23 protein-coding genes are annotated in these 24126 nt (G+C 72.6%); 14 read left to right on the plus strand and 9 right to left on the minus strand.

From position 1 onward, the window contains the following. Nucleotides 1-62: 62 nt before the first annotated feature. Nucleotides 63-416: an iron-sulfur cluster insertion protein ErpA gene (gene erpA / locus CG747_RS09655; RefSeq protein WP_043264013.1), complete on the minus strand. Its 354-nt coding sequence runs from the start codon at nucleotides 414-416 to the stop codon at nucleotides 63-65. Between the two features lie 329 nt (nucleotides 417-745). On the opposite strand from erpA, the gene nadA reads away from it, so the two are divergent. Next, the gene (gene nadA / locus CG747_RS09660; protein ID WP_100601235.1) at nucleotides 746-1948 is read left to right on the plus strand and encodes a quinolinate synthase NadA; all 1203 of its coding nucleotides are present in this window, start codon (nucleotides 746-748) and stop codon (nucleotides 1946-1948) included. Between the two features lie 76 nt (nucleotides 1949-2024). Here the strand turns inward: nadA and CG747_RS09665 are convergent, their stop codons facing one another. Both CG747_RS09665 and CG747_RS09670 read right to left on the minus strand, forming a co-directional pair. Further along, entirely contained in the window at nucleotides 2025-2417 is a 393-nt protein-coding gene (locus CG747_RS09665) for a hypothetical protein (RefSeq protein WP_100601236.1), read from the minus strand. Nucleotides 2418-2962: 545 nt separating this feature from the next. Then, a complete protein-coding gene (locus tag CG747_RS09670; protein WP_100601237.1) occupies nucleotides 2963-3271 on the minus strand; it encodes a hypothetical protein in 309 nt (102 codons plus the stop codon). Nucleotides 3272-3462: 191 nt separating this feature from the next. Between CG747_RS09670 and CG747_RS09675 the strand changes: the two genes are divergently transcribed. The 3 genes from CG747_RS09675 to CG747_RS09685 all read left to right on the plus strand — a co-directional run bounded on the left by CG747_RS09675 (nucleotide 3463) and on the right by CG747_RS09685 (nucleotide 5722). Then, entirely contained in the window at nucleotides 3463-4308 is an 846-nt protein-coding gene (locus CG747_RS09675) for a helix-turn-helix transcriptional regulator (RefSeq protein WP_100601238.1), read from the plus strand. Continuing rightward, nucleotides 4287-4484 carry a DUF397 domain-containing protein gene (locus CG747_RS09680; RefSeq protein WP_100601239.1) on the plus strand — a complete coding sequence of 66 codons (198 nt, stop codon included), beginning with the start codon at nucleotides 4287-4289 and terminating at the stop codon, nucleotides 4482-4484. The genes CG747_RS09675 and CG747_RS09680 overlap by 22 nt, the downstream gene beginning before the upstream one ends. A 320-nt stretch (nucleotides 4485-4804) precedes the next feature. Then, the gene (locus CG747_RS09685; protein WP_100601240.1) at nucleotides 4805-5722 is read left to right on the plus strand and encodes an MBL fold metallo-hydrolase; all 918 of its coding nucleotides are present in this window, start codon (nucleotides 4805-4807) and stop codon (nucleotides 5720-5722) included. 93 nt (nucleotides 5723-5815) lie between these two features. Here the strand turns inward: CG747_RS09685 and CG747_RS09690 are convergent, their stop codons facing one another. From CG747_RS09690 to CG747_RS09710, 5 genes are all read right to left on the minus strand, one after another. Further along, entirely contained in the window at nucleotides 5816-8989 is a 3174-nt protein-coding gene (locus tag CG747_RS09690) for an efflux RND transporter permease subunit (RefSeq protein ID WP_100601241.1), read from the minus strand. Nucleotides 8990-9224: 235 nt separating this feature from the next. Beyond that, nucleotides 9225-9911, minus strand: coding sequence for a response regulator transcription factor (locus tag CG747_RS09695; protein ID WP_100601242.1), 687 nt, complete (start codon nucleotides 9909-9911; stop codon nucleotides 9225-9227). Between the two features lie 17 nt (nucleotides 9912-9928). Beyond that, on the minus strand, nucleotides 9929-11218 hold the full coding sequence (locus tag CG747_RS09700) for a sensor histidine kinase (protein WP_100601243.1): 1290 nt from the start codon (nucleotides 11216-11218) through the stop codon (nucleotides 9929-9931). Between the two features lie 81 nt (nucleotides 11219-11299). Then, nucleotides 11300-11578 carry a hypothetical protein gene (locus CG747_RS09705; RefSeq protein ID WP_100601244.1) on the minus strand — a complete coding sequence of 93 codons (279 nt, stop codon included), beginning with the start codon at nucleotides 11576-11578 and terminating at the stop codon, nucleotides 11300-11302. 88 nt (nucleotides 11579-11666) lie between these two features. Continuing rightward, complete coding sequence (locus CG747_RS09710; RefSeq protein ID WP_100601245.1) at nucleotides 11667-12449, minus strand: PspA/IM30 family protein; 783 nt, start codon at nucleotides 12447-12449, stop codon at nucleotides 11667-11669. Nucleotides 12450-12759: 310 nt separating this feature from the next. Here CG747_RS09710 and CG747_RS09715 point away from each other — a divergent pair, with 310 nt between their 5' ends. Then, a complete protein-coding gene (locus CG747_RS09715) occupies nucleotides 12760-13356 on the plus strand; it encodes a DUF3043 domain-containing protein (protein ID WP_100601246.1) in 597 nt (198 codons plus the stop codon). A 50-nt stretch (nucleotides 13357-13406) separates the two neighbouring features. On the opposite strand, the gene CG747_RS09720 is transcribed toward CG747_RS09715, so the two are convergent. Then, nucleotides 13407-13619, minus strand: a complete 213-nt coding sequence (locus CG747_RS09720; RefSeq protein ID WP_100601247.1) for a hypothetical protein — start codon at nucleotides 13617-13619, stop codon at nucleotides 13407-13409. Nucleotides 13620-13839: 220 nt separating this feature from the next. On the opposite strand from CG747_RS09720, the gene CG747_RS09725 reads away from it, so the two are divergent. The 9 genes from CG747_RS09725 to CG747_RS09765 form a co-directional block, all read left to right on the plus strand. Continuing rightward, complete coding sequence (locus CG747_RS09725; RefSeq protein ID WP_180985457.1) at nucleotides 13840-15084, plus strand: bifunctional adenosylcobinamide kinase/adenosylcobinamide-phosphate guanylyltransferase; 1245 nt, start codon at nucleotides 13840-13842, stop codon at nucleotides 15082-15084. 62 nt (nucleotides 15085-15146) lie between these two features. Continuing rightward, nucleotides 15147-15782, plus strand: coding sequence for a methyltransferase (locus CG747_RS09730; protein ID WP_100601248.1), 636 nt, complete (start codon nucleotides 15147-15149; stop codon nucleotides 15780-15782). 69 nt (nucleotides 15783-15851) lie between these two features. Further along, on the plus strand, nucleotides 15852-16898 hold the full coding sequence (gene cobT, locus CG747_RS09735; RefSeq protein WP_100601249.1) for a nicotinate-nucleotide--dimethylbenzimidazole phosphoribosyltransferase: 1047 nt from the start codon (nucleotides 15852-15854) through the stop codon (nucleotides 16896-16898). Nucleotides 16899-17004: 106 nt separating this feature from the next. After that, entirely contained in the window at nucleotides 17005-18801 is a 1797-nt protein-coding gene (locus CG747_RS09740) for a phosphatidylglycerol lysyltransferase domain-containing protein (RefSeq protein WP_100601250.1), read from the plus strand. Further along, nucleotides 18798-19526: a hypothetical protein gene (locus tag CG747_RS47865; RefSeq protein WP_180985458.1), complete on the plus strand. Its 729-nt coding sequence runs from the start codon at nucleotides 18798-18800 to the stop codon at nucleotides 19524-19526. Before CG747_RS09740 ends, CG747_RS47865 begins: the two co-directional genes overlap by 4 nt. Nucleotides 19527-19580: 54 nt before the next feature. Continuing rightward, nucleotides 19581-20384 carry an adenosylcobinamide-GDP ribazoletransferase gene (locus tag CG747_RS09750; protein WP_100601251.1) on the plus strand — a complete coding sequence of 268 codons (804 nt, stop codon included), beginning with the start codon at nucleotides 19581-19583 and terminating at the stop codon, nucleotides 20382-20384. 190 nt (nucleotides 20385-20574) lie between these two features. Next, entirely contained in the window at nucleotides 20575-22119 is a 1545-nt protein-coding gene (locus CG747_RS09755; RefSeq protein WP_100601252.1) for a leucyl aminopeptidase, read from the plus strand. Nucleotides 22120-22426: 307 nt separating this feature from the next. Beyond that, nucleotides 22427-23815, plus strand: coding sequence for a dihydrolipoyl dehydrogenase (gene lpdA / locus CG747_RS09760; protein ID WP_180985459.1), 1389 nt, complete (start codon nucleotides 22427-22429; stop codon nucleotides 23813-23815). Nucleotides 23816-23869: 54 nt separating this feature from the next. Beyond that, nucleotides 23870-24126 (plus strand): biotin/lipoyl-containing protein (locus CG747_RS09765; RefSeq protein ID WP_308303768.1); only part of this gene is annotated, 257 nt, incomplete at its 3' end.

Genomic DNA, 24126 nt, shown 5'->3' on the forward strand with positions numbered 1-24126 from the left:
GGCGGCACTCCCGGCCGGGAGTGCCGCCTTTCACGCGCCGTGGCCCGTGGGCCCGAGCAGGCTCAGCTGAAGGAGTCGCCGCAGGCGCAGGAGCCCGTGGCGTTCGGGTTGTCGATCGTGAAGCCCTGCTTCTCGATCGTGTCGACGAAGTCGATGGAGGCGCCACCCAGGTAGGGAGCGCTCATCCGGTCGGTGACGACCTTGACGCCGTCGAAATCCTTGACGACGTCGCCGTCGAGCGAGCGCTCGTCGAAGAAGAGCTGGTAGCGCAGGCCCGAGCAGCCGCCGGGCTGGACCGCGACGCGCAGCGCGAGGTCGTCCCGGCCCTCCTGCTCCAGCAGGCTCTTGACCTTCGACGCGGCCGCGTCGGACAGGATGATGCCGTCGGTGACGGTGGTCTCGTCCTGAACGCTCATCTACATCTCTCCCGGGTTGTACGGACCGCTTGCCATCGGTTGTGAACAGGTCCAACCGGCGGCGTCCCGGATTAATTCCGGCTGCGCGTGGACTGTCCTTCTCTTTCTTCATGCTCGCACACCGACGGGCGGACACCCCCGGCCCGGCCGGAACCCGATGCCGCCCGAGGGCCGTCCGGCTGATGCGTCACATCGACACTATGGCCATCGTCAAAGTGACGTGAACCAGCTATGATAGATAGCGTCAAATAGACGAAAAGGCGGTGCCGCAGCGCATCCCGCCGTCCCCGCAGAGACCGTCCGCAAGGACTTTCCGCAGAGAAGAGAGGGTGCGTGTCGTGACCACCGCCCAGCCCCTGGACGTCCAGCCGACCCCGCTGGCGCTGCTCCTCCTCGGCCGCGAGGCCGACCCGAAGAGCGAGCGCGGCGTGGAGTGTCCCGGCGACCTGCCTGCGCCCTCCGACCCGGACCTGGTCGAGCGCGCCCGCGCCGCCAAGGCCAAGCTGGGCGACAAGGTCTTCGTCCTCGGGCACCACTACCAGCGCGACGAGGTCATCGAGTTCGCGGACGTCACCGGCGACTCCTTCAAGCTCGCGCGGGACGCCGCGGCCCGGCCGGACGCCGAGTACATCGTCTTCTGCGGTGTGCACTTCATGGCCGAGTCGGCCGACATCCTCACCGGCGACGACCAGCAGGTGATCCTCCCGGACCTGGCCGCGGGCTGCTCGATGGCCGACATGGCCACCGCGGAGCAGGTCGCCGAGTGCTGGGACGTGCTGACCGAGGCGGGCGTCGCCGACCAGGTCGTGCCCGTCTCGTACATGAACTCCTCGGCGGACATCAAGGCCTTCACCGGCAGGCACGGGGGCACGATCTGCACCTCGTCGAACGCCAAGCGGGCGCTGGAGTGGGCCTTCGGGCAGGGGGAGGACCCCGCGTCCACCAAGGTCCTCTTCCTGCCGGACCAGCACCTGGGCCGCAACACCGCCGTGCGGGACATGGGCATGTCCCTGGACGACTGCGTGGTCTACAACCCGCACAAGCCGAACGGCGGCCTGACCGCCGAGGAGCTGCGGGCGGCGAAGATGATCCTGTGGCGCGGCCACTGCTCGGTGCACGGCCGTTTCTCGCTGGACTCGGTGAACGACGTCCGCGAGCGGATCCCGGGCGTGAACGTCCTGGTCCACCCCGAGTGCAAGCACGAGGTGGTCGCGGCGGCCGACTACGTCGGGTCGACCGAGTACATCATCAAGGCCCTGGAGGCGGCCCCGGCCGGCTCGAAGTGGGCGATCGGCACCGAGTTGAACCTCGTCCGCCGCCTGGCCAACCGCTTCGCGCCCGAGGACAAGGAGATCGTCTTCCTCGACAAGGCGGTCTGCTTCTGCTCGACCATGAACCGCATCGACCTGCCGCACCTGGTGTGGACGCTGGAGTCGCTGGCGGACGGCAAGGTCGTCAACCGCATCCAGGTCGACAAGGAGACCGAGCACTTCGCCAAGCTGGCGCTGGAGCGGATGCTGGCGCTGCCGTAGGGCGTGGTGGCGTGACGTGGCGGGCGGGGCGGTCCTGTGAGGGCCGCCCCGCCGGCTTGTTCGCGGCCCGGCCCGCTCAGTCGGTGTACTCGACCGTCACCGGCGCGGAGTTGTTCTCCTGATGGGGGTCGACCGCGGGGTCGGAGGGCGCGGAGACCGTGCCCCGGGCGCCGTCGACCCGCTTGTCGATGCGGACCACCAGGGTCGTGCCGTACTGGCCCCAGGGGCAGCTCGCGCCCCCGTCGACAGGCCGGCAGAAGGTCATCTCACTGGGGTGGTCCTCGGGATGCGCGGGGGCCGTGCTGACGCCCTCGGGCAGGGCCACCCGGACGTCACCGCCCGCACCGAAGTTGCGCGGCCACGGCACGTCGACCTCGACCACCTGGCCGACCTTGCCCTTGATGGCGAACCCGACCGCCTGCACGTCGTGGATCTGGTCGGTGTCGAAGGCCAGCTCACCCTTGGCCATCTCGGCCTGCCAGGGCTGGGAGGCTGGAACGCGCCACCGTCGACCGGGCGGAGCCCCAGCGGTGCGCCCGTGCCCCGCACGGCCGAGGGCGGCAGCGGATGCACATCGGCGAAGCCCTCGTCGTACCGGTCGTGGGCCCGGTACACGGCGTAGCTGAGCTTGCCGTGCATCGCGTTCGCGTCGGCCACCGCGGTGAGCGGCCCGGCGGTCTCGTACGCCGTCCCGGCCCTGAGCGGCCCCGGGAACGTGCACTCCGCCCTGGTGGGCGCCACCGGCTTGTCGTAGCGGCAGTTGCGGTACTGCGGGCGCAGGGTGGCCTCGGTCGCGTCCACCTTCACGAGGATGTCGTCCGGGACGTCGGTGTCCCCCTGGTTGCCGAACGCGGGGGTCAGCGTCACCTCGGAGCCGGGCCTGACGTCGGTCAGCGGCTTGTCCTGGCGGGCGCTCAGGCGGGGCGCGCCGACGACGATCTGCGCGGTGCGCCGGACGGTGGGGGCGTTGGCGCTGGAGACGGTGATGTCCATGGGTCCGGCGGGGCCCTTCGGCTACCGGGCCTCATCGGGGTCGCAGGGCTCCGGCAACCGCTCGCCCCGGCTGACGGCGATCCGCCGGACGTCGCGCAGCGCCGCGCGCAACCCGGCCACCAGCCCGCGCAACTCCCGCCGGCCGGCCTCCGGTCCGGGCGGCGGGTCGGTGGCGGCGAGCAGTGCCCCGGCGGCGGCGAGCATCTCCTCCTCCACGTCGTCGGCCAGCAACGACATCCGGCTGTCCGGATCGTCCGTGATCAGGTAGCACGGCGCCCCGTCGTCCCGGGTCCAGGGCAACAGCCGGGGAGAGATGGTGCGTTGAGCCATGGGGGACGTCCTTTCGGCGGGCTCCGGCCCCGACGGAGAGCACGCTCGTGGGGGATGGAGTTCGGATCTCGACTGTGCCTACCGTCTGTATCGCCATCGTCGCGCTGCGAGACATGGCCTCAACAGGCGCGCACCGTCCCCGCATTGAGAGCGGGAACATTCGAACCCCCGGAAGCCCGGAAGGCGGAACAGTGAAGTACGCACCCAAGTCCCTGACCCCGTACGTATCGGCCCGGCACTACTTCGGCTCGGAGCTGCGCCGCCACCGCGAGGACGTCCGGATGTCGCTGGTGCAGCTGGCCGACATCGTGAACTCCAGCAAGAGCAACCTGGCCCGCGTCGAGACGGCGGAGATGATGCCGCCGCCGGAACTCCCGTCCGCCCTGGACGCGGCCTTCGGCACGGGCCAGCACTTCCACGGGCTGTACCAGTTGGCGAAACGGGAGGTGCATCCGGATCAGTACCGGCGTTACATGGACCTCGAAGCGCAGGCCGAGGCGATCGAGATGCACGATTCGCAAGTCGTTCCCGGACTACTGCAAACCCGTGAGTACGCCTACGCGCACCTGCGCTGCGAGGAAGGGCTCACCGAGGAGCAGGTGCAGGAACGTGTCAACGCCCGACTGTCGCGTCAGGAACCACATCCGGACGGCACCCGTGCATTCCGATGGGCCATCATCGGAGAAGCCGCTCTCCGGCGGCCAGTTGGCAGCACGGAGTGCATGTACAAACAACTCGCTTCCCTGCTAGCCCAGGTGGATACTCCGACAAGTAGGGTCCAGGTGATGCCGTTCAGCGCGGGCCCGTACCTGCTGATGACCGGCACCTTGATTCTGCTGACACTTCCTGACGGCTCGTCGATGGCCTACGAAGAAAGCTTCGGAGTCTCGCACCTGTACGAGGGGTGGGACACCGTTAAGCGGTGGCGCCGCGAGTATGAGATGGCGCGCGCCAACGCTCTCTCGCTGGCCGAGTCGGCGGAACTGATCCGGAAAGCAATGGAGGAATACCAGCCATGCGACACACCCCCGAACTGAGCACCGCCCACTGGCGCAAGAGCAGCCACAGCAACGCCAGCGGAGGCGCGTGCGTCGAGATCGCCGACCACTTCCCCGGCATCGTCCCCGTCCGCGACAGCAAGACCCCCGACGGCCCCGCGCTCGTCATCCCCGCCACCGCCTGGACCGCCTTCGTCCAGACCCTCAAGGGCTGAGGCAGAAGAGCCGGACAGGGCGAGGAAGCCCAGGTCAGCCCGTCCCGATCAGTTGTCGGGACGGGTTGATGCTGATGCGGTGGGAGGAGCGCGGCGGGCTGCCAGTCGCGGTAGGCCGCCGCGACCTCGTCCCACAGGCGGCTGAACGTCGCGTACATGACACCTCTTGTCGCTCTCCGCGTGAGAGACCCCGTGACCAGCAGAAACAAGACTCAGCCCCCCTTCCTCTTTTCCGGTGTGGCGCGGGAACCTCGGGACCGCGGGAACCAGGGAAACCATCGGGCCCAGCGAGGCACAGGGGTCAAGGAGGCAGAAGGACCGTGAACACCACAGCGGACGACCGGTCGGCGCCGTTAGCGAAGGACGGCGGCGGTGACTGGTACGTGGACGACCGGTGCACCAACTGCGATGTGGCGCGGCAGCTCGCGCCGGAGCTGATCGAGGAGGTCGGCGGGCGGTCCGAAGTGGTCCGGCAGCCGCGCGGGGCGGCGGAGGAACGGCAGCTGAACGCGGTGGCGTTCGCCTGTCCGACGCGGTCGGTCCGGCGGCGCGGCGGGCGGGTGGCGGCGGAGCTGGACCCGTTCCCGCTGCGGCTCGACGACGCGGTCAGCTTCTGCGGGCACAACTCGCCGCACACCGCCGGGGCCAACGCGTACCTGCTGCGGCGGCCGGGCGGCACCCAGATGATGATCGACACCCCGCGGTTCAGCGAGGCGCTGGCCGGGCGGTTCGAGGCGGCCGGGGCGGTGACCGACGTACTGCTCACCCACCGGGACCATGCCGCGCACGGACGCCGCTACGCCGACCGCTTCGGGGCGCGGCTGTGGATCCACGAGGGCGACCTGGACGCGGCGCCGAACGCGGACCGGGTGCTGCGCGGCACCGATCCGGTGGAGGTCGCCGAGGGGGTGGTGGTGCACCCGCTGCCCGGCCACACCCTGGGCAGCGTGCTCTACGTCGCGGACGAGCGGTACTGCTTCAGCGGCGACAGCTTCTACTGGTCGCGGGCGACCGGGGACGTCGAGGTGGCGGAGAGCGTCACCTGGTACTCGATCACGGAGTTGGCGGCGTCGCTGGCCCGGACCGCCGGCCGGCTGCGCTTCGAGTGGCTGCTGCCCGGACACGGTGACCGGAGGCGGCTGCCGGCCGCGGAAATGGCCCGGCGGATGCGGGAGTTGACCGCCCGGACGCAGTCGCTCCGGCCGCGGCCGGTGGACTTCACGGCGCTGCGGTGGTGAGCCGGGCCGGGGCGCCCCGCGCATGACGAGGGAGCCCCCGCGGCCGTAGGTGCGGTCGCGGGGGCTCCGTGGGTCATGCGGTGCGGGTGGGGGTCACACCCCGGCCGGTTCCGGTGCCCGGTCGGCGTCCGCGGGGGCCGCGGCGCCGCCGTCCTTCCCGGCCCGCTTGTCCGCCTTCTTCTTCGCCCGGCGCTCCTTGCGGAGCTCGATGACCGCGTAGAGCGTCGGGACGAGGAGGAGGGTGAGCAGCGTGGAGGTGATCAGACCGCCGATCACGACCACGGCCAGCGGCTGGGAGATGAAGCCGCCGTCGCCGGTGATGGACAGCGCCATCGGCAGCAGCGCCATGATCGTGGCCAGGGCGGTCATCAGGATCGGGCGGAGGCGGTGCCGGCCGCCCTCGATGACCGCCTCGACGACGCCGTAGCCCTGCGCCCGGTACTGGTTGATCAGGTCGATCAGCACGATGGCGTTGGTGACCACGATGCCGATCAGCATCAGCATGCCGATCATGGCCGGGACGCCCATCGGGGTGCCGGTGGCGACCAGCAGGCCGATCGCGCCGGTCGCCGCGAACGGGATCGAGATCAGCAGGATCAGCGGCTGGATGATCGACCGGAAGGTGCCCACCAGGAGCAGGAAGACGATCGCGATGGCCGCCAGCATGGCCAGGCCCAGCTTGCCGAACGCGTCGGACTGGTCCTGGGAGACGCCGCCGACGGTGGCGGTGGCGCCGGCCGGCAGCTTCAGCGAGTTGATCTTGCTCTGCAGCTTGGCGGAGACCGCGCCGGTGTTGTCGCCGGTCGGCTTCGCGGTCACGGTCGCCGAACGGGCGCCGTCGATCCGGGTCATCTGGACCGGGCCGGCCACGGTCTTGACGGTGGCCAGGTCGCCCAGCCGGGCCATCCCGGACGGGGTCGGCAGCGGCAGGTCCTTCAACTGGGCCTCGGTGGTGGCCGGGTGCGCCGACTTGATCACCACGTCGCGCTCGGTGTCGTCGAGCACGGCCTTGCCGCTGGGGGTGCCGCTGACGGCCTGGGCGACGGCCTGGCCGAGCGTGGCCTGCGAGTAACCGGCCGCGGCGGCCTTCTCGTTGGGCGTCACGGAGATCCGCGGCACGCTCTGCGACAGGTCGCTCTGGACGTCGGTGACGTTGTCCAGGCCCGCGACGGCCTTGCGGACCTGCTCGCTGGCCTGCGCCAGGACGTCGGCGTCGCCGGCCTTGACGACCACGCTGAGGTTCTGGTTGCCGAAGCCGCCGCCGCCCGCGGAGACGGAGGTGTCGCCGGCGGCCGGGCCGAGCTTGGCCAGTTCGGCGCGGAGGTTCTCGGTGACCTTGTCGGAGTCGGCGGAGCTCTTGAGCTTGACCTGGTAGCTGGCCTGGTTGGCGCTGGAGCCGCCGCCGAAGGCCGCCATCATCCCGGAGGAGCCGACGGTGACCTGGTAGTCCTGCACGTCCTTGTCGGCCGCGAGGACCTTCTCGACCCGCTTGGCCTGCGCGTCGGCCGCGGTCAGGCTGGTGCCGGGCTTCAGCTCCTGCTTGATGCTCAGGGTGTCCTGCTTGCCCTGGTCGAAGAAGGTGGTCTTGAGCAGCGGGGCCATGCCGAAGGTGCCGAGGAGGATCACCACGGCGATCAGCAGGCTGATCGCGCGGCGGCGGGTGGCGAAGCGCAGCACCGGGACGTAGAGCCGCTGAAGCGCGCTGCGGGCCTCCTTCTCCTCGGCCTTGCGGCGCAGTTCCTCGGGGTCGGCGCCCTCGGCGAGCCGCGGGGCGCGCAGGAACCAGTAGGACAGCACCGGCACCACGGTCAGCGAGACCAGCAGCGAGGAGAGCAGGGCGACGGTGACGGTGATGGAGAAGGAGCCGAAGAGGGCGCCGACCATGCCGCCGACCACACCGATCGGGAGGAACACCGCGACCGTGGTGAGGGTCGAGGAGGTGATCGCGCCGGAGACCTCCTTGACGGCCTTGAGGATCGCCTCGCGGCGCTCCTCGCCGTAGCCCAGGTGCCGCTTGATGTTCTCCAGGACGACGATCGAGTCGTCGACGACCCGGCCGATCGCGATGGTCAGACCGCCCAGGGTGAGCATGTTCAGGGAGAGGTCACCGGTCCACAGCACGATCAGCGTGATGACCACGGACAGCGGGATGGAGACCGCGGTGACCAGGGTCGAGCGCAGGCTCAGCAGGAAGACCAGGATCACGATCACGGCCATCACCAGGCCGAGCAGGCCCTCGGTGGTCAGCGACTCGATGGACTTGGAGACCTGCGGGCCCTGGTCGGAGGCGATGGTGACGCTCGCGCCGGCGCCCAGGTCCTTGCGGATGCCGTCCAGCTTGCCCTTGACCGCGTCGGAGATGGCGACCGCGCTGCCGTCCTGGTTCATCGTCACGGTGACCGAGAGGCTGGGCCTGCCGTCGGTGCGGGTGATCGAGGTCGGGGTGGCCGACGCCTCCTTGACGGTGGCGACGTCGCCGAGCCGGGCCGGCTTGCCGCCCTGGCCGCCGCCCATCGGGCCGGCCGCCGGGGCGACCATCAGGTCCTTGATCTGCGCGACCGAGGTGAAGCCCGCGCCGACCTGCACGGTCTTGCTGCGGCCGTCCTCGGAGAAGGCTCCGGCCGGCACCGACGTGCCGTTGGCCTGGAGCGCCTGGCCGATCGCGGCGGGGTTCAGGCCCGCGGCGGCCATCTTCTTGTCGTCCGGGGTGACCGCGACGATCCGGTCCTGCACGCCGCCTACGTTGACCTGGCCGACGCCGTCGATGTTCTTCAGGTCCGGGACGACGGTGCGGTTCAGCTGGTCGGCGAGGGTCTGCTGGTCCTTCGTCGTGGAGGAGACGGCGAGGACGACCGTGGGCAGGTCGTCCGTGCCGCCGGAGACCACCTGCGGGTCCACGTCCTTGGGCAGCTTGGCCCGAGCCCGGTTGACGGCCTGCTGGACGTCGGCGACCAGGGTCTTGGAGTCGTTGCCGTAGTCGAACTGCGCCATGATGACGCCGGAGCCCTCGCTCGACGTCGAGGTGACGCTCTTGATGCCGTTGACCGCCTGGATGCCGTTCTCCAGCGGCTCGACCACCTGCTTCTCGACGACATCGGGCGAGGCGCCCTGGTACGGGGCGATCACGGAGACCATCGGCAGGTCGATGGAGGGCAGGAGCTGCTGCTTGAGCTGCGGGATCGCGATGGCGCCGAAGGCGATCGCCACGATCGACATCAGCGCTATCAGGCCCCGTTGTACGAGGCTGAGTCGGGACAGCCAGGACATGGGTAGGGGTCTCTCTCTTCGGTTCAGAAAAGCGGGTACCGGGGGCGGGGAACGGCGGCGGGAGCCGTGTTCGGGCCCGGCGGGAGGGCCGACACCGGCCCACCTACACCCTCCGCCATGGCCAGACCGGTTTTCCTCGCTCGCAGGTCGGTTTCCGGCCGCCGCCCGTACCGCGTTCGGAGTACGGGGGGCTCCACCCGTCCTGCACCCCTGGGCGTACGGCCCCGGCCCGCGCTCAGTGCGCCCGCGGGCGGACCAGTCCCGACTCGTAGGCGATGACCACCAGTTGGGCCCGGTCGCGGGCGCCGAGCTTGGCCATCGCGCGGTTGACGTGCGTCTTGACGGTCAGCGGGCTGACGTCCAGCTGCTCGGCGATCTCGTCGTTGGACAGTCCGCCGGCCACCAGCACCAGCACCTCGCGCTCCCGGCCGGTGAGCGTGGCCAGCCGCTCGCTGCCGGCGCCGCCGGGCCGGTCCTCGTCCGGGCCCTCGCCCTGTGCGAGGAACCTGGCGATCAGGCCCTTGGTCGCGGCGGGCGAGAGCAGCGCCTCCCCGCCGGCCGCGATCCGGATCGCGTGCAGCAGCTCGTCCGGCTCGGCGCCCTTGCCGAGGAAGCCGCTGGCCCCGGCCCGCAGCGACTGCACGACGTAGTCGTCGACCTCGAACGTGGTGAGGATGACCACGTGGACGCCGTCCAGGTCCGGGTCCTGGCTGATCAGGCGGGTGGCGGCCAGGCCGTCGGTGCCGGGCATCCGGATGTCCATCAGGACGACGTCGGGACGCTCGGTGCGGGCCAGCTCGTACGCCTGCGCCCCGTCGGACGCCTCGCCCACCACCCGCATGTCCGGCTCGGATTCGACCAGGATGCGGAACGCGCTGCGCAGCAGCGTCTGGTCGTCGGCCAGCAGCACCTTGATGGTCATCCCCGTCGCCCTCGCGCTCATGTCGTCCCGCCGGTACGCGCGCCGCCCAGCGGCAGGGTGACCCGCACCTGGAAGCCACCGGCCGCGCGGGGGCCGATGACGACCGTGCCGCGCAGCGCCTGGACCCGTTCGCGCATCCCGATCAGACCATGGCCGCCGCCGGCCTCCGGCACGGCCCCCTCCTCCGGGGCGCTCACGGCGTGCGATCCGGCGCCGCGGCCGTCGTCCTGGACGGTCACGGTCAGCGCGCCCTCGGTGCGGATGATCCGCACCGAGGCGCGGGCGCCGTCGCCGGCGTGCTTGCGGACGTTGGTCAGCGCCTCCTGGACGACCCGGTAGGCGGTCAGGTCCACCGAGGCGGGCAGGGCGGGCTGCGGCGCGGGCGGCAGTTCCAGGGCGACCGGCAGACCGGCCCGGACGAACCCGTCGATCAGCTGGTCCAGGACGCCGAGGCCGGGCGCCGGCTCGGTGGGCGCCCTCGGGTCGTCGGACTGGCGCAGCAGGCCGACCGTGGCGCGCAGCTCCTCCAGCGCCGACCGGGACGCCTCCCGGACGTGCGCGAGGGCCTGTTTGGCCTGGTCTGGGCGGTTGTCCATGACGTGCGAGGCGACCCCGGCTTGGACGTTGACCAGGGCGATGTGGTGGGCGACCACGTCGTGCAGTTCGCGGGCGATACGCAACCGCTCCTCGGCGACCCGGCGGCCGGCCTCCTCCTCACGGGTGCGCTCGGCGCGTTCGGCCCGCTCGCGGATGGCGTCCACGTAGGCCCGGCGGCTGCGGACCGCGTCGCCGGCGGCCGCCGCCATCCCGGTCCAGGCGAGGATCGCCACGTTCTCCTGGGCGTACCAGGGGCGCTGCCCGAAGAACATCGCGGCGGCGGTCAGCACCACGCAGGTGAGCGCGCCGATCCGCCAGGTGGTGGGCCGGTCGGTGCGGGAGGCCACGGTGAACAGGGCGATCACCGCCGCGCCGGCGACCGGGGCGCGCGGGGCGCTGGACTGAACGACCAGTTCGACGATGGTCAGCGAGCCGGTCACGGCCAGCACCGTGCGGGGCAGCCGGTGGCGCAGCACCAGCGCGCCGCAGGCGAGGGCGGCCAGCGCCACCGTGGTGGCGGTGAGCTCGCGGGCGGCGAGCCGGGGCAGGTGCGTGCCGTGCGGGCCGTGCGGCCCGGCCACCGCGCCGCACAGGATCACCACGAACGCCACCGCCGCCACGGCGGCGTCGAACGCGAGCTGGTGCGTCCGGTGCCACTGGCGGAGCCGGGCGACGCGGGTCGCGTCCTGGGCTGCAACGGGGGCTGTCACAGGACGCAACGGTAGCGCCCCGGTCCCTCAAGGGGCCGGGGCGCTGTCCGTAGTGCGCTGGGGTGCGGTGTGCCGGCGGGCTCAGCCCGGGATCAGACCGTCGTCGCTGAGCATCTCCCGGACCTCGTCCAGACTGGCGTCCGGTGCGGGCAGGATCAGCTCGGAGGGTTCCAGGGCGTCGTCCGGCAGCGGGGTGCCGAGGCGGCGGACGGAGTCCAGCAGGGCACCGAGGGTGCGCCGGAATCCGGCTTCGTCACCGCTCTCCATCTCGGCGAGCAGTTCGTCGTCCAGCTTGTTGAGCTCGATGAAGTGGGCATCGTCCAGCTTCACCTGCCCCTCCCCCATGATCCGTACGATCACGACGGTCTCCCTTGTTCCGGCTTCTTCCGGTCGAGCGGGGTCGCGGCGGCAGCGGACCGCACCGTGCGGGGCGGTCCGCCGCCGTCGGTCACTGCTTGTCGAGACGCGGGTGCTGCTGCTGCGGGGCCTGCTGGGCGGCACCGCCCTGGCCGCCCTCGATGGCCTGCTGCTGGGCGGACGGGCCCGCCAGCTCGGCCTTCATCCGCTGCAGCTCCAGCTCGACGTCGCTGCCGCCGGAGAGCCGGTCCAGCTCGGCGGTGATGTCGTCCTTGGCCATGCCGGTCGGGTCGTCCAGCGCGCCGGAGGCCATCAGCTCGTCGATGGCACCGGCCCGGGCCTGGAGCTGCGCGGTCCGGTCCTCGGCCCGCTGGATCGCCAGGCCGACGTCGCCCATCTCCTCGGAGATGCCGGAGAACGCCTCGCCGATCCGGGTCTGCGCCTGGGCGGCCGTGTACGTGGCCTTGATCGTCTCCTTCTTCGTGCGGAAGGCGTCGACCTTGGCCTGCAGCCGCTGGGCGGCCAGCGTGAGCTTCTCCTCCTCGCCCTGGAGGGTCTGGTGCTGCGTCTCCAGGTCGGTGACCTGCTGCTGCAGCGCGCTGCGCCGGGTCAGCGCCTCGCGGGCCAGGTCCTCGCGGCCGAGCGCCAGCGCCTTGCGGCCCTGGTCCTCCAGCTTGGCGGACTGGCCCTGGAGCTGGTTGAGCTGCAGCTCCAGGCGCTTGCGGGAGGTCGCCACGTCGGCGACGCCGCGGCGTACCTTCTGCAGCAGTTCGAGCTGCTTCTGGTACGAGTAGTCGAGGGTCTCGCGCGGGTCTTCAGCCCGGTCAAGGGCCTTGTTGGCCTTCGCGCGGAAGATCATCCCCATCCGCTTCATGACACCATCGCTCATGGGCCTCGCGCGCCCCCTTCTGGCCGACTTGCATCGGACTTAGGCTCCAGCACATCTACAGACCCCACAGTACGGGCCTTGGTTCCATTACCGCACTGTTCGGGGCCGGATGCGCTCCTCCTCCAGGACGATCAGGGCGTCCGGCGTCTCCAGCCCAGGGAGTAGGACGGCCCCGGAGCACTGCCGGACCGTCCGGTCTGTCCGCTTGTGCCCCCGCGGTAAGGCCGGTGCCGTTGCCGGATCGTTCCCCCTCGACCCATGGCTCATTCCCGGCAAGCACGTACTCTTGGGTGTTGTGTTCCGAAGCCGTTCGAAGGATGAGCGGGCCGCGGCCGCCAAGGTGACCGCGTCCCAGCCCCAGCAGCCCCGCGATCCGCAGGCCCCCAAGGGCCGCCCGACGCCCAAGCGCAGCGACTCCCAGTCGCAGCGCCGCACGCGCGCTCAGACGCCGGCCAACCGCAAGGACGCCATGAAGGCGCAGCGGGAGGCCCGCCGCTCCGACATGGCCCGCCAGCGCGAGGCCCTGGCCAACGGCGACGAGCGTTTCCTGCCGGTGCGCGACAAGGGACCGGTGCGTCGTTTCGCCCGGGACTACGTCGACTCCCGGTGGTGCGTGGCGGAGTTCTTCCTGCCCGTAGCCGTAGTGATCCTGGTGCTGACCATGGTCCGGGTGCCGCAGATCCAGACCATCGCACTGCTGCTGTGGCTGGTGATCATCGTGCTGATCGTGGTGGACTCGGTGGTGATCTGGGTCCGGCTGGGCAAGCGGCTCCAGGAGCGCTTCCCCAAGGAGAACGTCAAGGGCGCCCGCGCCTACGCGGTCATGCGCACGCTCCAGATGCGCCGGCTGCGGCTGCCGAAGCCGCAGGTCAAGCGCGGCCAGCGGCCCTGAGCCCGGACGGCTTGCGGACGGGGGCCGGCGACGCCGGCCCCCGCCGCGCCTCACTCCTCGTCGGCGTGCAGGCTCATCGGCCCGGGGTAGATCTCCGTGCTGTCCTCGAACAGCCGGACCTGGTCGACACCGCCGTCGCGGAGGTCGCGCCACTGCTCCCCGATCCAGGACTCGGCGTCCCCCTGGGTCGTGAACTCGTCCGGTTCCACGGTGGGCACCGCCTCCGAACCGTCCGCCTTCTCGAACCGCCACGTCCACGCCATGTGCGCCTCCTGGAGTCCCACCGGGTCCGCCGGGTCCGCCGATCCCACCGCGCACGCCGGGGACCCGCCGTACGCCGTGCCTTCGGATCGTGCTTCCCCGCTTGATCGGAAGCCTAACTGCCGTGTCGAGGGGTGCCCCGGCGCGCTCCGGAAGCCCGACGGCGGTGCCGAGGGGCTCCCCGCCGCGCTGGTGCGGGCCGGACGCGAGAGACTTACCCGGGTGGACCTGACTCTCCTCGGCACCGGGGCCCCGCAGGGGCTGCCGCGCCCCGACTGTCCGTGCGCCGCCTGCGCGACCGCGATCGGCGACGCGGCGCGCGCCGCGACCGCCCTGCTCATCGACGGCGCCCTGCTGATCGACCTGACCCCGGGCCCGGCGTTCGCCGCCGCCCGCGCGGGCCGGTCACTGGCCGGGGTCCGCCAGGTCCTGCTCTCCCATCCGCACGACGGACCGGCGCTCGAAGTGCCGGCGGGGCTGCCGCAGCCGGGCCGGGTCGCCGACGGGCGGGAGCTCGCGCTGCTGGACGGGCACCGGGTGCGGGCGGTCGCGGTGGACGTCCCCGGCACCGGCTACGAGGTCACCGGCGGCGACGGCGAGCGGCTCCTCTACCTGCCGCCGGGCGCGGCACCCGCCGGGCTGGGCGAGGCCCGCGGCGGCCCCGGCGACGGTTCCGCCCCGCAGGGCGGCCCGGGACCGTACGACCTGGTGCTGCTGGACGCGGTGGCGCGGCCGGACGCGCTGGCCCGGCTGCGGGCGAGCGGGGCGGTGGACGCGGCGACCGACGTGGTCGCGGTGCACCTGGACCACACCGTGCCGCCCGGGCCCGAACTCCACCGCCGGCTGGCGGCGCTGGGCGCCCGTACGGCGCCGGACGGCACCTCCCTGGTGGTCGGCGAGTACCACGCGGTGCCGGACCTCCCGCGCCGCACCCTGGTGCTGGGCGGGGCGCGCAGCGGGAAGTCGGTGGAGGCCGAGCGGCGGCTGCTGGCGTTCCCCGAGGTGCTGTACGTGGCCACCGGGGGCACCCGGGAGGGCGACGAGGACTGGGCGCAGCGGGTGGCGCTGCACCGCGAGCGGCGGCCGGCGGGCTGGCGGACCGCCGAGAGCTGCGACCTGGTGCCGCTGCTGGCCGAGCCCGCGACCGCGCCGCCGCTGCTCGTCGACTGCCTGGCGCTGTGGCTGACGCACGCCATGGACGAGGTCGGGGCGTGGGACGACGCGGCCTGGGAGGCGGGCGGCCGGCGGGCGCTGCGGGAGCGGTGCGACGCGCTGGTGACGGCCGTGCGGGAGACCCGGCGGCGGGTGGTGGCGGTGAGCAACGAGGTCGGTTCGGGGGTGGTCCCGGCGACCCCGGCGGGCCGCCGCTTCCGGGACGAACTCGGGCGGCTGAACGCCGCGTTCGGTGCGGAGTGCGAGCAGCTGCTGCTGGTGGTCGCGGGCCAGGCGCTTGCGCTGCGCGGCTGACGGCGGCCCGGCGCGGCCCGTGTCCGCTTGCCCGGCGGCGCCGCGGCGGGTGCGCTGGGAATGTGACCGAAATCTCCCGCAATGACGGGCCTCTCTTCCTCTTCCAGCTGCCTGGCGCCGGGGACCCCGGTCCGGGCGGCCCCGGCGAGCTGAGCGCCACCGCCGAGGCCGCCGTCCGCGGCTATCTGGCGCGCCGGCCGGACGCCACCGTGGTGGTGCTCGGCGAGGGCCTGGGCACCGGCTTCCGGCGGCTGGACAACGGGCGGCTGACCTGGCTGTCGGTGCTGCCGCCCGGGGACGCGGCGGCCCGCCGGCTGCTCCTGCCGGACGGCCCCCGGCAGCGCACCGTGGGCCGCCCGGGGCCCGGTGCCGACTGGCCGGCGCTGGTGGACGCGCCGGAGCGCGGGGTGGTGGTGGCGGTGCCCGGGACGCCCGCGGGTCTGCCGGCGGGCGCGGTACGGGAGTTGGTGGCGGTGTGTGCGGCGCGGTTCCCCGGCGGGGCGCTGGTGGTGGACGCGCTGCCCCGGTGGACGGCGGCGGTGGCCCGGTCGGCCCGTCGCCATCCGGCCGTCGCCGCGGTGCGCGCCCTTCCCCTGGCGACCGGTCGCCGGGCGGCCGGCCGGTCCCGCCGGTGGCTGCGGTGGCCGTCGCGGACGGTGGTGTGCGAGGTGCGGTTCGCGGCCCGGGACGCCGCCTGACGGGCCGTCGGCGGCGGCCGGGGTCCGTGGCGCGCCCGTCGCCGCGCCGTTGCCGGTAATCTGCGCCCAATGAGCGCCCTGAACCTCGATGACTTCGCCCAACTGATCGAGCGCCCCGACGGCGACGTGCGCCGTGCCGCCGAGGACCGGCGAGCCCGGACGGCCGTACCACCGGGCGCCCTGGGGCGGCTGGACGAACTGGGCGGGTGGCTGGCCGCCGTGCAGCAGCGGGTGCCGGTGCGGCCCGTGGAGCGGCCGCGGATGCTGCTGTTCGCCGGCGACCACGGTGTGGCGCAGCTGGGCGTCTCGGCCCGGCCGGCCGGTGGCACCAAGGACCTGGTGCGGGCCGTCCTGGACGGGGCGAGCCCGGCGGCGGTGCTGGCGCGGGACGCCGGGGTGCCGGTGCGGGTGGTGGACATGGCGGTGGACTGCGACCCGGCGGAGCTGCCGGACGAGGTCACCCGGCACCGCGTCCGCCGGGGCTCGGGGCGGATCGACATCGAGGACGCGCTGACCGCCGAGGAGGCCGAGGCGGCGTTCCGGGCCGGTATGGCGATCGCCGACGAGGAGGCGGACGCCGGCACCGACCTGGTCGTCCTGGGCGATCTGAGCGTGGGCGGCACCACCGCCGCGGGCACCCTGATCGCCGCGCTGTGCGGAACGGACGCCTCGGTCGTCACCGGGCGGGGCGGCCGGCCGATCGACGACCTGGCCTGGATGCGCAAGTGCGCCGCGATCCGGGACGCGTTGCGGCGGGCCCGGCCGGTCCTGGGCGACCAGCTGGCGCTGCTGGCGACCGTCGGCGGAGCCGACCTGACCGCGGCCACCGGCTTCCTGCTGCAGAGCGCGGTGCGCCGCACCCCGGTGATCCTGGACGGCGTGGTGTCCGCGGCCTGTGCCCTGGTGGCGCAGCGGGCGGCGTTCCGGGCGCCGGACTGGTGGGTGGCCGGGCAGGCGAGCGGGGAACCGGCGCAGGCCAAGGCACTGGACCGGATCGCGCTCAACCCTCTGCTCGATCACGGCGTCACAGCGGGCGAGGGGACCGGGGCCCTGCTGGCCCTGCCGTTGGTACGGGCGGCGGCCGCCCTGGCCGCGGAGCTTCCGGTGCGCGACTGACGGCACCGGACGCGCCCGCTGCACCGCCCGTCCGTGACCGCACACCGGTCCGGCGACGGCTCCCCATAAGATCGCGTTTTGCACGCTTTTATCGGGAGACATCGCTTTGAGTCGGGACGAAGAGCGCCCCCACGACCGATGGGCGCGGCGCGGTGCCGCGTTCGGCATCTGGTACCTGCGCGCCGTCACCTTCATCAACGTCCTCGGGGCGGTGTGGGTGTCGTTGGGCAATGACATCCGGCGCCACAACGCCGCGGACTTCTTCACGCCGTACCTGCTCACCGCCGGGTTCGCCTCCGGCGCCTTCTCGCTGTTCCTGGCGGTGACGCTGCGGCGCCGGAAGCGGGCGGCGTGGATCCTGAACCTGGTGCTGTCCGGGCCCTTCCTGCTGCTGGTGGCCGTGGCGATGGCGCTCGCCCCGGAGTACCGGACGCATCCGCGGAACTGGGTGTCGCTGGCGCTGACGCTGCTGTTCACGGTGTCCCTGCTGGTCGGGCGGCGGGAGTTCTACGCCAAGGGCGACCGGGCCAACCCGAGGCTGGCGGCGCTGACCGCGGCCGGCGGGCTGCTGGTCACCTCGGTGCTGGCGGCGCTGCTGGTGACGGTCGCCAACGGCGCCCCCGGTGCAGGCACCGGCTCCACTGGAGCGGCTGCCGCCGCGCAGTCCGCCGGCGCCTCGACGTTCGCCGAACGCTGGCGGTACGGCCTGCTGCGGCTGGTGTCGCTGGCCGCCGACGACCGCGGGTTCCCCGGGATCGCCACCCCGAACTGGGTCAACGGCACGATCAACGTGCTCAGCGCGGCGCTGCTGGTGGCCGTGTTGTGGGCGGCGTTCCGGTCGGTCCGGGCCATCGATCCGATCACCGCGGAGGACGAGGAGCGGTTGCGGGCGCTGCTGGCGCGGCACGGTGACCGGGACTCGCTGGGGTACTTCGCCTTACGCCGGGACAAGAGCGCGGTGTTCTCGCCCAGCGGGAAGGCGGCGGTGACGTACCGGGTGGTGGGCGGGGTGTCGCTGGCCTCCGCCGATCCGCTGGGCGATCCGGAGGCATGGCCGGGGGCGATCGAGCGGTGGCTGGCCGAGGCCCGGGAGCACGGCTGGGCGCCGGCGGTGATGGGCGCGAGCGAGGAGGGCGGCACGATCTACGCCCGGCACGGGCTGGACGCGTGGGAGCTGGGCGACGAAGCGATCGTGGACTGCGCGGAGTTCACGCTGTCCGGCCGGGCCATGCGTACCGTGCGGCAGGCGTACCACCGCATCGAGCGGGCCGGTTACACGGTGCGCGTCCGGCGGCACGAGGACATCCCCGCGGACGAGATGGCGCGTCTGGTGCGGGTGGCCGACGACTGGCGCGACGGGGACACCGAGCGGGGCTTCTCGATGGCGCTGGGCCGGCTGGGCGATCCCGTGGACGGCCGGTGCGTGATGCTCGAATGCAGCGACGCCCAGGGCGAGTTGCGGGCCCTGTTGAGCTTCGCGCCCTGGGGGGCGAAGGGGCTGTCGCTGGATCTGATGCGGCGGGACCGGGATTCGGACAACGGGCTCATGGAGTTCATGGTGCTGGAGCTGATCCAGCGGGCCGGCGAGGTGGGGATCACTCAGCTCTCGCTCAACTTCGCGATGTTCCGCTCCGTCTTCGAACGGGGGTCGCGGCTCGGCGCGGGCCCGGTGCTACGCCTGTGGCGCTCGTTGCTCGGCTTCTTCTCCCGGTGGTGGCAGATCGAATCGCTCTATCGCGCCAACGCGAAATACCGGCCCGTCTGGGAACCTCGGTACATGCTCTTCGAGAAGAGCACCGACGTGCTGCGCATCGGCATCGCCGCGGCCCGCGCCGAGGGCTTCCTCGAAGCGCCGGGTCTGCCGAAGTGGCTGAACCGCAAGCGTCTGGAGCACGGGAGATGAGAGAGCCCGGGGCGGGACGGGGGACGGTGCCCGCCCTGCGACGCGCCGCGCGTGCCGAGTGGGGTCCGCTCCTGAGGACCGTGTGGCCGACGCTGGTGGGACGCCGGCTCCGGGCGATCCCGCTGACCCTGTCCGCGGTGTGCCTGACGCTGACCTTCCACTTCGTCCAGAACCAGTCCTGGGGCTACCGGCCCGTCCAGGACATCGGCTCGGTGCAGGCGTACGAGCACCTGTGGTTGGCGCTGCTGCGGACCCCGCTGTCGCTGTTCGTGCCGGCGCTGGACCTGCCGGTGTGGGGCGCGCTGGTGCAGATCCTGGTGGTGTTCGGGGTCGCCGAGATCTGCCTCGGCCGGTGGCAGACGCTGCTGGTCGCCTACGCGGCCACGCTCGCCGGGACGATGTACGCCCGGATCGGCCTGTGGATCGGCCCGGACAGTCCGATCGGGCTGCCGGACTCCGACAAGTTCGTGGTCGACACCGGTCCGTCGGCGGCGGTGGTCGGCCTGGCGGTGGTCGTCTGCTGGCGCTACCGGGCCCGCTTCACCTGTGTCGCGGTGGTCGTCTCGATGCTCGTCGAGGTGGCGTTCATCAAGAACAACCTGGCGGGCAAGGAGCACGTCGCGGCGGTGCTGGTGGTGCTGGTGCTGTGCGTGGTGTGGGACTGGTGGCGACCGCGGAAGCCGCGGGACGTCCAGTACGCCCGGGGCCGGGACCGCCCCTGGTGAGCGGCCGCGGGGCGGGCGTGCCCGCCCCGCGGCCGCCCCGGGTACCCTGCCGCGGTGACCGACACCGCACCCCCCTCCCCCGCCTCCCCCCTCGACGGCCTCCGGTTCGCGTTCGGCACGCTGACCGTGCTGCCGGTGCGGGTGACCCGCTGGGACCGGGCCGCGGCCCGCGGCGGGATGCTGTGCGCGCCGGTGGCCGGGCTGGTGGTCGGCCTGTGCGCGGCGGCGCTCGGCGGGGTGCTGTCGCTGCTGGGCGGCGGGCCGCTGCTGGCCGCGATCGGCAGTGCCGTGGTGCCCGCGGTGCTCACCCGCGGTCTGCATTTGGACGGGCTCGCGGACACCGCCGACGGCCTGGGCAGCGCCAAGCCGGCCGAGGAGGCGCTGCGCATCATGAAGCGGTCCGACATCGGGCCGTTCGGCGTCATCACCCTGCTGTTCGCGCTGCTCGCCCAGGTGGCCGCGCTGTCCGGGCTGTACGCGGCGGGCTGGGCGGCCGGCGCGGTCGGGGCCGTGGTGGCGGCGGTGACCGCACGCGGTGCGCTGACCCTGGCCTCCCGGGCGGGGGTGCCGGCGGCCCGTCCGGAGGGGCTGGGCGCGGTGGTCGCCGGGACCGTTCCGGTGCCGGCGGCGGTGGGGTGCGCGGCGCTGGTGGCGGCCGGCTGCGCGGCGTTCGGCTCCGGGGCCGGCGGCCCGTACGGGGCGCTGCACGCGGGGCTGGCCGCGCTGTCGGGGCTGGCGGCCGGGGAACTGCTGCTGCGGCACTGCCGGCGGCGGTTCGGCGGGGTGACCGGCGATGTCTTCGGCGCCCTCGCGGAGAGCGCCGGACTCACCGCGTTGGTCCTGCTCGCACTCGGCTGAACATCCGACGGAACCGACAACTCGGCCATACGGCGGCATAGTTGACGCATCCGTCCGGTGTCGGCCGATGCCCTGTCAGGCCCCGGTGCCGTAACCGGCCGGGCCAGGCGGCGCCGCCGAGCGTAGGCTCGGCCGCAGCAGCGCGTACGCGCGAAACGGATTCCCCGGACGGAACAGGACTTTCATCACCGTGACTGCACTGACCCTCAGTACTTCTTCCGCCGCAACGGTGCGTGCGGATGCCATCGTCGTCGGCATGGCCAAGGGCGCCAAGGGCGTCGTGGTGGCCCCCGGCGCCGAGGCCGTGGACGACGCGTTCGGTGGCAAGCTCGCCGCCGTGCTGGAGACCCTCGGCGCGAGTGGTGCCGAGGGCGAGGTGACCAAGCTGCCCGCAGCCGACGGCATCAAGGCGCCGGTCGTGCTGGCGGTCGGCCTGGGCGACGCCCCGGCCAAGGACGACTCCTACGACCACGAGGCGCTGCGCCGCGCCGCGGGCAGCGCGGCCCGGGCGCTGGCCGGTGCCAAGAAGGCGGCCTTCGCGCTGCCCGTCGAGTACGCCGGTGCGGCCGCCGCGGTGGGCGAGGGCGCGCTGCTGGGCGCCTACAGCTTCACCGCGTTCCGCAGCAACGGCGCGAACGGCAAGGGCGCCAAGGCCCGGAAGAACGACGCCAAGTCGGCGCCGCTGGGCGAGGCCGTGGTCCTCGGCGGCAAGCCGCGGGACAAGGAGTTCAAGGCCGCCGCGGAGCGCGCCCAGGTGCTGGCCACGGAGATCAACCGCGCCCGCGACCTGATCAACACGCCCTCCAACGCCCTGGACCCCAAGCAGTTCGCCGCCGAAGCGCAGGCCGCCGCCAAGGAGTTCGGCCTCACCATCGAGGTGCTGGACGAGAAGGCGCTCAAGAAGGGCGGCTACGGCGGCCTGATGGGCGTCGGCCAGGGCTCGGAGACGCCGCCGCGGCTGGTGCGGATCGCGCACACGCACGCCGACGCGGAGCGCACGCTGGCACTGGTCGGCAAGGGCATCACCTACGACTCGGGCGGCATCTCGCTCAAGCCGGCCGGCCACAACGAGACCATGAAGTGCGACATGAGCGGTGCCGCCGCGGTGTTCGCCGCGGTCGTGGCCGCCGCCCGGCTGGACCTCCCGGTGAACGTCACCGGCTGGCTGGCGCTCGCCGAGAACATGCCGTCCGGCTCCGCCACCCGCCCCGGTGACGTGCTGACCATGTACAGCGGCAAGACCGTCGAGGTGCTCAACACCGACGCCGAGGGCCGGCTCGTCCTGGCCGACGCACTGACCCGGGCCTCGGAGGAGGCGCCGGACGCGATCGTGGACGTGGCGACGCTGACCGGGGCGATGGTGCTGGCGCTGGGCCACCGCCACTTCGGGATCATGGCGAACGACGACGCCTTCCGCACCTCGATCCACGAGATCGCCGAGGAGGTCGGCGAGCAGTCCTGGCCGATGCCGCTCCCGGCCGAGCTGCGCAAGGGCATGGACTCCCCGGTCGCCGACCTCGCGAACATGGGCGACCGGATGGGCGGCGGCCTGGTCGCCGGGCTCTTCCTGAAGGAGTTCGTCGGCGAGGGCATCGCCTGGGCGCACCTGGACATCGCCGGCCCGGCCTTCCACGAGGGGGCGCCCTGGGGCTACACCCCCAAGGGCGGCACCGGCTCCGCGGTCCGCACCCTGCTGCGCCTGGCCGAGCGCACGGCCGAGGGTGACCTGGGCTGATCCGACCGCTCGGTCCGCCGTGCCGGCGACGGCCCCGGGTATCACCCGGGGCCGTCGGTACGCTTGCCCCGTCGTGTTCGCCCTCGACGAAATCCGCACGTGAGTACGCAGCAGTAACCCCGATGGGGCGGCTGATCGGCCGTCCAGAGCCCGGCCCCGCGTCCCGCCTTCGTTGAACAAGTGCGAAGATGGGTTCTCGGCAGGACAGGGCCCCCCTTACCCAGGGCCGAGTTAAAGCGGCCGAACAACAGCCGCGGTCCGGTCATCGAAGACCGGCTCCGGCGCACCCATGCATGGAGGACGTGACGTGGCGAACGACGCCAGCACCGTTTTCGACCTAGTGATCCTCGGAGGCGGTAGCGGTGGTTACGCCGCTGCCCTGCGCGGGGCGCAGCTGGGCCTGGACGTCGCCCTGATCGAGAAGAACAAGCTCGGCGGCACCTGCCTGCACAACGGCTGCATTCCCACCAAGGCTCTGCTGCACGCCGGCGAGATCGCGGACCAGGCCCGTGAGGCCGAGCAGTTCGGTGTCAAGGCCACCTTCGAGGGCATCGACATCAACGCCGTCCACAAGTACAAGGACGACGTGATCTCGGGCCTCTACAAGGGCCTGCAGGGTCTGGTCGCCTCCCGCAAGGTGACCTACATCGAGGGCGAGGGCCGCCTGTCCTCCCCGACCTCCGTCGCCGTCAACGGTCAGCAGGTCCAGGGCCGCCACGTCCTGCTCGCGACCGGCTCCGTGCCGAAGTCGCTCCCGGGCCTGGAGATCGACGGCAACCGCATCATCTCCTCCGACCACGCGCTCACGCTCGACCGCGTCCCGCAGTCCGCGATCATCCTGGGCGGCGGCGTGATCGGCGTCGAGTTCGCCTCGGCGTGGAAGTCCTTCGGCACCGACGTCACCGTCATCGAGGGCCTCAAGCACCTCGTCCCGGTCGAGGACGAGAACAGCTCCAAGCTGCTGGAGCGGGCCTTCCGCAAGCGGGGCATCAAGTTCAACCTCGGCACCTTCTTCGACAAGGCCGAGTACACCGCCGACGGCGTCAAGGTCACCCTCGCCGACGGCAAGACCTTCGAGGCCGAGGTGCTGCTGGTCGCCATCGGCCGCGGCCCGGTCTCCGCCGGTCTCGGCTACGAGGAGCAGGGCGTCGCGATGGACCGCGGCTACGTCCTGGTCGACGAGTACATGCAGACCAACGTGCCGACCATCTCGGCCGTCGGCGACCTCGCCCCGACCCTCCAGCTCGCGCACGTCGGCTTCGCCGAGGGCATGCTGGTGGCGGAGCGGCTGGCCGGCCAGAAGGTCGTCCCGATCGACTACGACGGCGTCCCGCGCGTCACGTACTGCCACCCCGAGGTCGCTTCGGTGGGCATCACCGAGGCCAAGGCCAAGGAGCTGTACGGCGCCGACAAGGTCGTGGCTCTGAAGTACAACCTTGCAGGCAACGGCAAGAGCAAGATCCTCAAGACCGCGGGCGAGATCAAGCTCGTCCAGGTCAAGGACGGTGCCGTGGTCGGCGTCCACATGGTCGGTGACCGTATGGGCGAGCAGGTCGGCGAGGCCCAGCTGGTCTACAACTGGGAGGCCCTGCCGGCCGAGGTTGCGCAGCTCATCCACGCGCACCCGACGCAGAACGAGGCGCTCGGCGAGGCCCACCTGGCCCTGGCCGGCAAGCCCCTCCACTCCCACGACTGACCCCCAGTCCCGGGCGCGACCACATCCGTACTTGCGATAGGAGCAACTGAAACCATGGCGGTTTCCGTAACCCTGCCGGCGCTCGGCGAGAGCGTCACCGAGGGCACCGTCACCCGCTGGCTGAAGGCCGAGGGCGAGCGCGTCGAAGCCGACGAGCCGCTGCTCGAGGTCTCCACCGACAAGGTTGACACCGAGATCCCCGCCCCGGCCTCCGGCGTGCTGGCCTCCATCAAGGTGGCCGAGGACGAGACCGTTGAGGTCGGCGCCGAACTGGCCATCATCGACGACGGCGCCGGCGCCCCGGCCGCCGC

The organism is Streptomyces sp. CB02959, from assembly GCF_002803155.1.
Taxonomy (GTDB): domain Bacteria; phylum Actinomycetota; class Actinomycetes; order Streptomycetales; family Streptomycetaceae; genus Streptomyces.